The sequence below is a fragment of the Polynucleobacter sp. MWH-Adler-W8 genome, from assembly GCF_001889925.1.
Classification (GTDB): domain Bacteria; phylum Pseudomonadota; class Gammaproteobacteria; order Burkholderiales; family Burkholderiaceae; genus Polynucleobacter.
In genome coordinates, this window is the sequence record NZ_LZFI01000001.1 from 146,748 (window position 1) to 155,790 (window position 9,043).

The window sequence follows — 9,043 nt, forward strand, 5'->3', positions numbered from 1 at the left end:
TCTGTCAAAATTGGACAAATGTCAGATACGAATAAAAACTCACAAGACCAGGCCTTATTAGAGGCAGTGACTTGGAATGATCAGGGCCTAGTACCCGTTATTGCACAAGAAGTGGGTAGTGGCGATGTATTAATGATGGCCTGGATGAATCGCGATGCTCTTTTGGAAACCATCCGCTTGGGTGAGGCTGTCTACTGGACTCGTTCTAGACAAAAGCTGTGGCACAAAGGTGAAGAATCTGGCCACACTCAAAAGGTGAAAGAAATTCGCTTGGATTGTGATGGGGATACGATTTTGCTGATGGTTGAGCAAAAAGATGGGATTGCTTGTCATACGGGTGAGCATAGTTGCTTCTTTAGGCAATGGGATTCTGTAAGCTCAAGTTGGATCAAAGTCAGAAAAACCTGACCCAAGACATAATTTTGGGGCTTTATTTCCAGTTTGCTCTAGTTTAGAATGGTATATACTTTGATATATACCAAGGGGCTAGGATGATGGGTCTAACAGCAAAAATCTTTATGAATGGACGTAGCCAGGCCATACGCTTACCTGCGGCATTTCGTTTCGAGGAAAAAGAGGTTTTTATTCGGCGCGATGCTAATACTGGGGATTTAATTCTTTCCAGAAGACCTGAAAACTGGGATAGTTTTTTCTTGGCGCTTAATAATGCAGATGTGCCGACGGATTTTTTAAATCCCGAAGATCGTAATCAAGGTTCGCAAGATCGAGATCCTTTTGCTGGAGTCAATGAGTGATGAGATATATGCTCGATACCAATACCATCAGCAGCCTCATTAAGAAAAACCCAGTAGTAAGCAGAAAAATCGCCAGTGTTCCTATGGAAAGACTATGCTTGTCAGTTATATCTGAAGGTGAAATTCTTTATGGTTTGGCAAAAAAGCCAAATGCAAGGAGCTTACATTTGGCTGTACAAGAGTTTTTGAAGCGAGTGGATGTTTTGGTTTGGGATACTGATGTAGCGGAGCATTATGGGGTTTTAAGGGCCCAGTTAGAGAGTAGTGGAAATTTACTAGGCCCTCTTGACATGCAAATTGCAGCACATGCTTCTCAGCTCGGGGCAGTTTTAGTAACGAATGACCAAGCTTTTAAAAGGGTTCAGAAGCTAAAGGTAGAGGATTGGACTGTATAGTCTGAAAAACTTATTTATGGACAAAATATTGAATTCAGACAAAAAAATCGAATCGGGTTTAACCCATTTAGCCGATGTAGTTGATCAACGTCGTGATGCATTTAAGGCGGGTCAAGCAGACCCCAAAATTTCATATACCGCTTTGCTCTTTTCAAAGGGTGATGACGGGATCTTGAAAAAAATTGGCGAAGAAGCGACTGAGGCTGTGATGGCGGCAAAAGATGCGCGCAATTCTAATTTGGCAGCTGACCAGCAAAAGCGCTTAGTTGGGGAAATGGCCGATTTGTGGTTTCACTGCTTGATTGCTTTGTCTCAATTTAATCTGCGCCCGGAAGATGTGATTACCGAACTTGATCGTCGCTTGGGAACGTCCGGTATCGAAGAGAAGGCTGCTAGAAAAGCTGCTGATAAAGAGTAAGTACGGATAAATACAAGAAAAAGTATGTCACACGACCCTAATTGCCTATTTTGTAAGATTACTCAAGGTTTAATACCTTCTCAGAAAGTCTATGAGGACGAGGAAATCTATGCTTTTAAAGATATCAACCCGGCAGCACCCATCCATTTTCTGATCATTCCTAAAAAACATATACCCATGTTGGAGTCATCTGAAAGCATAGATACCCCTTTGCTGGGTAAAATGATGGAATTAGCACCGCGTCTTGCCAAAGAGCAAGGCTGTCGTCCCGGTAAGGATGGCGGCTTTAGGTTGATGGTGAACAATGGTGCGGATGGTGGGCAGGAGGTTTATCACTTGCACTTACATGTGATGGGCGGTCCCCGCCCCTGGAAAAAATAATCCAAGGAGATTAAAGATGGGTTCATTTAGCATTTGGCATTGGTTAATTGTTTTGGTGATCGTGATGTTGGTATTCGGTACCAAAAAATTGCGCAATATCGGCCAAGATTTGGGCGGCGCTGTAAAAGGCTTTAAAGATGGCATGAAATCTGCTGAAGAGCCTAAAGAGCAAATTCAACAAAGTTCTGCAACAGCAGACACGACTGTTGATGTTCACGCTAAAGACGTAAACAAATAACTAACTAATAACTGAAGCGCAATTGAAACTCATGCTGCAATTAAATAACTGCGTTAAATGATTGATCTCGGAGTTTCAAAACTTGCGCTGATTGCTGTAGTTGCTCTGGTGGTGGTTGGACCAGAGCGTCTGCCTAAAGTGGCTCGCATGGCTGGTAACCTGTTTGGACGTGCTCAGCGGTATATGGCTGACGTCAAGTCTGAAGTGAGCCGTCAGATGGAGGTGGAAGAATTTAAAAAGTTTCGAGAAGAAACTGCTGCCACTCTCAAGGAGGTTGAAAACAGTATTGGCTCTACGGTTCAAGAGGCTAGCGCTAACTTAAGCGATCAAGCGGATATTTTTGAAACGAGCTTTGATAAGCCGCCCTTAGATGAAAAAGAAGTGCTTCGCAAAACTAAGCGCCAAGGGCGCAATAGCTGGGGTGTGCGCCGTGCTGCAAGGCCCCTTTGGTTCAAGCGTTCCGCAGGCATTCGTACTCGAGTGCAGTCTGGCGCTGCCAGGATGAAGCGCTTTCATCACAGTGCCGGCAAATAAAAATAATAGTAAAAAGCAAAAGAATAAAAATACTTACGCATGACTGAAAACAATTCAACTCAAGACTCGGGATTACAAGAAACCTTTCTTTCCCACTTATTTGAATTACGTGATCGCGTAATTAAAGCAGCACTTGCAATTATTGTTGTCTTCGTATGTCTAGTCTATTGGGCGCCTGATATTTTCCATTTGTTTGCACAGCCTTTACTAAAGGCTTTGCCTGCCGGTGGCAAGATGATTGTGACGGACGTCACAGGTTCATTCTTTGTGCCGATGAAGGTCACCATGCTAGTCGCATTTATCATCGCTTTACCAGTGGTGATGTATCAACTTTGGGCTTTCATTGCGCCTGGTTTGTATTTGCATGAAAGAAAACTCATTTTGCCTTTGGTCGTGAGTAGCTACACCTTGTTCATTGCTGGTATGGCATTTGCTTACTTTTTAGTATTTCCAACGGTATTTAAGTTCATGGCAAGTTACAACGCACCTTTGGGTGCGGAGATGTCGACCGACATTGATAACTATTTAAGTTTTGCCATGACAACCTTCTTGGCATTTGGTATTACTTTTGAAGTGCCTGTGGTGGTGGTTGTCTTGGTGCGGATGGGTATGGTGCCACTAGCTAAGCTGAAGGAAATTCGCCCTTATGTGATTGTGGGTGCTTTTGTAATTTCAGCCGTGGTTACTCCCCCTGATGTACTGTCTCAATTATTGCTAGCCGTACCCATGACCTTGCTCTATGAATTGGGTTTATTAGTTGCTCGCTTTTACGTGCCAAGACCCTCCGATGAGGATGCCGCAACTGATCAATCGACTTCTGCGTCAGCTTGATTCTTAGAAAAAGTAGTTGTAAGCCAGTTGGTAACGCGATCAAAGCGATAGCGTCTTTGGCGTAAATTGCCCTCCAGATCCATCTCCGAACCAGCAAAGGCTTTGCCAGCCGCCAAAAGAGCGCGACGCTGTTGAATCGTTTCAATCTGAATCAATCTAGGCAGGATCTTTGGCAATTCCCAGCGAATATCTACCACTACGCAATGCTCATGTTGTAGTTGGCCTACTTCACATAGCAATAGCTCTGCTTTAGTGAAGTTGAATTGGTTGGCAATGATGATGCGATGGCAAAGTAATAGCCAATCTTCATCCACCTTATGTTCAGCATGGTGATTAATCGCCACTTCAGCACATTGAGCTAATTCGAGCCATTCATTATCTTTAGGGTTGGGGCAGCTCTCCAAAATCTTACTCAGTAATTCTTTTGCTTCTGGCACGCCTTGTTGATGGGCCTGCCATACCCAATAGGATGCTTGCAGTCCACGCACCTTCTCTTCATTCTTTTCACGCTTGCGCCACAGATTCGCGCCTTTGCGAAGTTGTGCCTGTGGATGACCCAGATCAGCAGCACGATCGATGCAGCGATCGCTCTCTGTGGCGTTGTAACCAGAGAATTGTGGGCGACGATAAATTTCACCGAGTGCATACCAAGCATCTCGATCACCATCTTTGGCAGCAAGCTCTAACCAATGAGCCGCTTTCTTTAGAGAGGCATTTGATTTGTTCTGTTCTGAATGGGCGCTTCCATCTAATTGCGCAAGACGCAAACCCAGAGTGAGTTTTGCAATAGTTAATCCAAGTTCTGCGGCTTGGCTTAAGGCATCTTCATTTTGTTCATCAAGCCAAACTTGCCATAGAGAGGACAGGGCTTCATTTTTTGGCTGAAGCTTAATCAGCAATTCTTTTGCATTGTTTGCAAAAAGAGATTCGCCATCTGCAAGCTCATGCAAATATTGCTTGGCGATCTTTTGCATGCCAGCAAAATCTAAAGAAGAAATTTTTTCCAGCGTCGCTGAATTCTTTTTTACCCAATCAAGCAATTGGGATTGAACTTCTTGATTTGCAGGATTAATTAATAGATTAACAAGCTGCCATTTGGCGGCAAGATTCGAATCAGAAACATCCCTGGCTTCAGCTAACTGCCAAAAAGAGTCCCAGCCAAACCGAAAGGCAGGGGAGTTAAAGGTTTCAGCAAGCGGAATATTGGCAATCTGGCTTAAAAGATCAAAAATTTCAGCGTCACTTGAGCTTTTATTCTCAAGTGATTGATTCATAATAGAAAAATACGATTTTTCTAGCCAAATCAGAGCGTTAGCAGGTTGGATTGGGGTTTTGAAGGCCCCAGTAAGGTAGGCGGAGGCCAGCTTTTGTTGCGCGGAAACATCACCCAAACGGGCTGAACTGAGGATTTTTAGGAATTCGCGACTTGCCATATGACAATTTTGGCATCTAGAGCCCATAAAAGACAGAAAACAAAGGTCTTGTTGTCGAGATACAACGAAGAAAGCCAAAAAACTACCTTTTGACAAGCAAAAAGAGCTCCTAAATACCCTGACCTCCAGTCTGGTGAGGCAAAAGAAGCAAAATTCGTAGGTCCCAGTTTTATTTGGGCATTACTTTTAATTTTTGGAGATTTAAAGAATGAAAAAATCGCTATTAGCACTCGCAGCATTGTCAGCTATTGCTGGCGCTGCTCAAGCTCAGTCCAGCGTAACCGTTTACGGTATCTTGGACGTTGGTTACATCGGTTCTAACGCTAAAGAAGGTACTGTTACTTCTCCGGCTACTGGCACACAAACAAACAAGATTCAAAAGTCTGCTTTCGGTCAATCTGCTGAGCAAACTTCACGTTTGGGTTTCAAAGGTACTGAAGACTTAGGCGGCGGCGCTTCTGCTTTCTTTACTGTTGAACTCGGCTTGACACCAGCTAACTCCGAATTGTCTGGCGGTACAGCTGCTGACCCATACCAAAAGAATACAAACAACTCTGGTTCTACTGTTGATAACCGTCAATCATTTGTTGGCTTGAAAAAGAATGGTATTGGTCAATTCGCATTCGGTCGTCAATACACAAACGTGTTTAACGAAGGTGCTGCTACATCTCCTGGTCAATACAACAACGTAGCAGGTGACGTTGTATACGCTGGCGGTGCATCTTCATTGTTTGCCTCAAGCGCTTCACAGCAAAGCGGCAACAACAATGGTGAAGGTTTCACAAACCGTGCTTCTAATGCATTGACATTGCAATCTGATAGTTTTGGTGGTTTCCAAGCTGCAGCAATGTATGCAATGAACAACCAAAACCAAACTCAAGTTGGTACAACTAATAATCCAAACACACCAACAGCAGCTAACGGTGGCAATACAAACTGGGGCGGTTGGGGCTTGAGCGCTAACTTCACATGGCAAAAGTTGTACATCGGCGCTGCTTATCAGTCATTTAAGACTAACTATGCAACTGGTGTATTCGCTGCTGCTCCAACTTCTGCAAATGCTAACCTTGGCTCTGTTGCTGTAACTTCAGGTCAGCAAGTTGGTGGCGGTGTGATTTTCCCAGCTACACAAACTTCTGATAAACAGACTTTGGTTGGTGCAACTTATGACTTCGGTATCTTGAAGGCATACGCACAATGGGTTGGCCGTAAGATTCAAAACGACTTCAGCACTGATGCAGTTACATCTAACGCTGGTGAACAGTTCAACCGTAATGCTCAACAACTTGGTGTACGTAGCTACATCACTCCAACAGTTGAGTCATGGGCATCTGTAGGTAACGGTAAGATCAAGTCATCTTTCGGTGGCCAATCAGCAACATTCGTAGGCTGGCAGTTAGGTACTAACTACTACCTCAGCAAGCGTACAAACTTGTACGGTATCTATGGTCAAGTTCAGACTGGTAGCACTCCTAGCACTGGTGGTGTAGGTGCAGGTGGTAACCAGTACGCTTTAGGCTTGCGTCACACTTTCTAATTCACTGCTAGCGTAAGCTAGTTAAGAATTAGTTAGGTATCAAATTAACCCACTGTGGAAACACAGTGGGTTTTTTCTTGGCTGTAATTTCTAAAAGTATTTGTGCATAGTCTCTCACTCGTGCAATCATGATTAGCACGTGCACCATGTTTTCGTCACAAACCACACGAATTTGACCCAAATTCACATCAAACTCATTTAAGTGCTTGCCGATACTGCAGCGCGAGCTTGATTGAGTTTGGTTTGCTGCTGACGTAAGCGTTCTTGTTTCACAGCTGTTTGACTGCGTTTAACTTGTGCCTGCATGCTACGAATGCGTGCTTGCTCTGGTGTGGGTGGTTTAGTTGATGTAATGACTTCATGTATGCGCATTATGTATTTAATGGCGACCAAACAATATCACTCACCCCCGCACTTTCTGCGCATACCCCAGCACTAATCACCCATACCCTACACATTAGTTTGACGCTAATGTGTAACCCAGCACATTACATACACCGTATTGCGCTTCACCCAAGCGTTTTGCGAGATAGTCGTTTTCAGCATACACAATCGTGTTAGCTCTTTGTAGTTGATTGATGCGCACCCATAGTCTGTATTGCTTCATTTTGTAAATCCTTCACGCAGTTTAGTTGCCGCATTTTCAATCGCTGTATCTAACTCGCCAGCACTTACAGCCGTTTTGATTACATCCAAAACTTTGACTAAATCCTTCTCCGTGCCAACTTCTACAGCAAACTTGCCTTTTCCTAACTCCAACACTTTGCTACCGTAGCGCACACTGATTGCCAGTTTGCCGTTATCTGTAACAAACCACCACGGTTTTACACGCACATCGGTTTCCACTTGTTTGCGTGCGCCTGTATCAATATCAGCAACACTGCGGAACTTTTTGACACTAAAACTTGTGCCAGTTTGTTGCGCCCGTGCTAACTCTGTTTGTTGCCAGATGCGCTTGATAAGTTTGTTTCTGCGCTGTAGCACTTGCGGGATTTGTGTCGGTTTCTTTGCGTCTGTTAGCTTTAGTGTGTTTAAGTTGCTCATTTGTGTATCCTTTTCTGTTGTGTGTTTTAGTAACTGTAGTTTCGGTATTACCAAACTCGCAACCTCTTTTTGCCTTCACATCTTTTTTGTCCAAAACCACGCAAATCCACCTAATATTGCGCCAGATTTTGTTACATATTGTTTGGTCGTTACTAAATAAATGTATGAACGATATTACTTACAACATACAAAGACGAGAGAAGCGTGACACCGAACTTGCTGACGCTTGGTTGCGTGGCATAGGTGTAGATGTAGGCAGTTTTGGAACAACTAAACCGAACTTACTCAAAGCGCAACAGACAGCCAATAAACTGCTAACTGAACATATTGGTGTTTTGGATAAACCGACTAAACGCTTTATTGAGTATTTCCAGTCACGCTACAGTTGCGCTAAAAAACGCAAACACATTACGGACGGCGATTGTTTCCGTATTCTTAATCTACACAGTCGCATATTGCGCGGTGAGTATCGCAGTAACAGGAACAAACGCAGAACAACACAGGCATAAATCAGGCACATTCAAAACGCAGATAAACACTGCGCTAACAAAGGTAAAAACTCCACTTGTAATATAACGGCTAATGCGGTGGAACTTGCGACACATACACTGTAGAGTTGTGTCGCACATAAGTTGATGCCGAAGTTTTACTACAAACGCAAACCAATGCCACAGTAGTTTGGAAGTTTCAATACATCAGTCTTCCATATTAAAAAACTTTCTACAGTGCGTGTGACAGTCTTTTTACCGTCACGCACAGCGCAACGACTAATAGCGACAGATTCGTCTCCGCTATAGCCGTTGCGTGATCTAATCATTCTCCGTCAATCAAACAGCACCAAAAGCAACTGCGTTGCTTTCGGCTTTCTTCTATTATGTTTATATGTGTTGATAGATGTAAATGTGTGAGCGCAAGCGATACACAAGCGAACTGCGTTCGCTTTCACACTACCAGTTAGATATAAATCACCAGCACCACAGATCTCCAGCACCTAAAAAAACTGCGCAACTAAAAATACAGGACTACGAACTGATTTTGGGTGGCACTACGCAACAGCACATCAAATCCGTCGTGTATGCGTATTTTTTCGGGTTTCGTAGAGCACAGTAGCAGATTGACACATACGCACGCTGTAGCGTGTTTTAACAAGTCTGCGCATTCTGTAGTCTAAATGCCACATTCATCACGCATTTTTGCGGTAAATACACGACCAAAGAGAAGTTACAAAGTCACAACACCACGACGCAACCAGTTGTTTTTTAACAGATTGCGCCACTTACACAGCGCAAAACTGTTTCGGTTGCTCATTTGCTACCAAAGAACACATACTTATTACGCACATATTATTAGGAGAACGCAATGGCACAGGCAAAATCACTGACGCAACAAGATATTGATAAAGTTTTAACTTACATCGCATCAAACACGAACGCTACACGCAACAGGGCGATGTTTTTGCTGACTGTTTTGGCTGGAT

General features: G+C 43.6%; 15 protein-coding genes. 10 read left to right on the forward strand and 5 right to left on the reverse strand.

Annotation, left to right across the window (positions count from 1 at the left end; all coding sequences use genetic code 11):
• Positions 1-18: 18 nt before the first annotated feature.
• The 8 genes from hisI to tatC all read left to right on the forward strand — a co-directional run bounded on the left by hisI (position 19) and on the right by tatC (position 3,552).
• Positions 19-408: a phosphoribosyl-AMP cyclohydrolase gene (hisI, locus tag AOC28_RS00810; protein WP_072582103.1), complete on the forward strand. Its 390-nt coding sequence runs from the start codon at positions 19-21 to the stop codon at positions 406-408.
• Between the two features lie 86 nt (positions 409-494).
• Positions 495-755, forward strand: coding sequence for a type II toxin-antitoxin system VapB family antitoxin (gene vapB, locus AOC28_RS00815; protein ID WP_192846838.1), 261 nt, complete (start codon positions 495-497; stop codon positions 753-755).
• Positions 756-763: 8 nt separating this feature from the next.
• Positions 764-1,150 (forward strand): type II toxin-antitoxin system VapC family toxin, encoded by a 387-nt coding sequence (locus tag AOC28_RS00820; protein WP_237767700.1) that lies wholly within the window; start codon positions 764-766, stop codon positions 1,148-1,150.
• A 16-nt stretch (positions 1,151-1,166) separates the two neighbouring features.
• The gene (locus AOC28_RS00825; RefSeq protein WP_072582106.1) at positions 1,167-1,568 is read left to right on the forward strand and encodes a phosphoribosyl-ATP diphosphatase; all 402 of its coding nucleotides are present in this window, start codon (positions 1,167-1,169) and stop codon (positions 1,566-1,568) included.
• A gap of 24 nt (positions 1,569-1,592) precedes the next feature.
• Entirely contained in the window at positions 1,593-1,949 is a 357-nt protein-coding gene (locus AOC28_RS00830) for a histidine triad nucleotide-binding protein (protein ID WP_072582107.1), read from the forward strand.
• A gap of 16 nt (positions 1,950-1,965) precedes the next feature.
• Positions 1,966-2,187, forward strand: a complete 222-nt coding sequence (gene tatA, locus AOC28_RS00835; RefSeq protein WP_072582108.1) for a Sec-independent protein translocase subunit TatA — start codon at positions 1,966-1,968, stop codon at positions 2,185-2,187.
• Positions 2,188-2,244: 57 nt separating this feature from the next.
• Positions 2,245-2,721, forward strand: a complete 477-nt coding sequence (tatB, locus tag AOC28_RS00840; RefSeq protein ID WP_072582109.1) for a Sec-independent protein translocase protein TatB — start codon at positions 2,245-2,247, stop codon at positions 2,719-2,721.
• A 39-nt stretch (positions 2,722-2,760) separates the two neighbouring features.
• Positions 2,761-3,552: a twin-arginine translocase subunit TatC gene (gene tatC / locus AOC28_RS00845; protein WP_072582110.1), complete on the forward strand. Its 792-nt coding sequence runs from the start codon at positions 2,761-2,763 to the stop codon at positions 3,550-3,552.
• On the opposite strand, the gene AOC28_RS00850 is transcribed toward tatC, so the two are convergent.
• The gene (locus AOC28_RS00850) at positions 3,528-4,985 is read right to left on the reverse strand and encodes a sel1 repeat family protein (RefSeq protein WP_072582111.1); all 1,458 of its coding nucleotides are present in this window, start codon (positions 4,983-4,985) and stop codon (positions 3,528-3,530) included. The two genes, tatC and AOC28_RS00850, sit on opposite strands and share 25 nt — an antisense overlap.
• A gap of 208 nt (positions 4,986-5,193) precedes the next feature.
• Between AOC28_RS00850 and AOC28_RS00855 the strand changes: the two genes are divergently transcribed.
• The gene (locus tag AOC28_RS00855; RefSeq protein WP_072582112.1) at positions 5,194-6,522 is read left to right on the forward strand and encodes a porin; all 1,329 of its coding nucleotides are present in this window, start codon (positions 5,194-5,196) and stop codon (positions 6,520-6,522) included.
• A 198-nt stretch (positions 6,523-6,720) separates the two neighbouring features.
• Here AOC28_RS00855 and AOC28_RS11450 read toward each other — a convergent pair whose 3' ends face one another.
• The 3 genes from AOC28_RS11450 to AOC28_RS00860 form a co-directional block, all read right to left on the reverse strand.
• A complete protein-coding gene (locus AOC28_RS11450; RefSeq protein WP_192846837.1) occupies positions 6,721-6,894 on the reverse strand; it encodes a hypothetical protein in 174 nt (57 codons plus the stop codon).
• Positions 6,895-6,979: 85 nt separating this feature from the next.
• Complete coding sequence (locus AOC28_RS11355) at positions 6,980-7,129, reverse strand: hypothetical protein (RefSeq protein WP_158009028.1); 150 nt, start codon at positions 7,127-7,129, stop codon at positions 6,980-6,982.
• Positions 7,126-7,614 (reverse strand): DUF6641 family protein, encoded by a 489-nt coding sequence (locus AOC28_RS00860; protein WP_348534707.1) that lies wholly within the window; start codon positions 7,612-7,614, stop codon positions 7,126-7,128. The genes AOC28_RS11355 and AOC28_RS00860 overlap by 4 nt, the downstream gene beginning before the upstream one ends.
• Positions 7,615-7,730: 116 nt before the next feature.
• Here AOC28_RS00860 and AOC28_RS00865 point away from each other — a divergent pair, with 116 nt between their 5' ends.
• Positions 7,731-8,075, forward strand: a complete 345-nt coding sequence (locus tag AOC28_RS00865; protein ID WP_072582114.1) for a hypothetical protein — start codon at positions 7,731-7,733, stop codon at positions 8,073-8,075.
• Positions 8,076-8,215: 140 nt separating this feature from the next.
• Here AOC28_RS00865 and AOC28_RS11360 read toward each other — a convergent pair whose 3' ends face one another.
• Positions 8,216-8,383 (reverse strand): hypothetical protein, encoded by a 168-nt coding sequence (locus AOC28_RS11360; protein ID WP_158009029.1) that lies wholly within the window; start codon positions 8,381-8,383, stop codon positions 8,216-8,218.
• Positions 8,384-9,043: the final 660 nt, after the last annotated feature.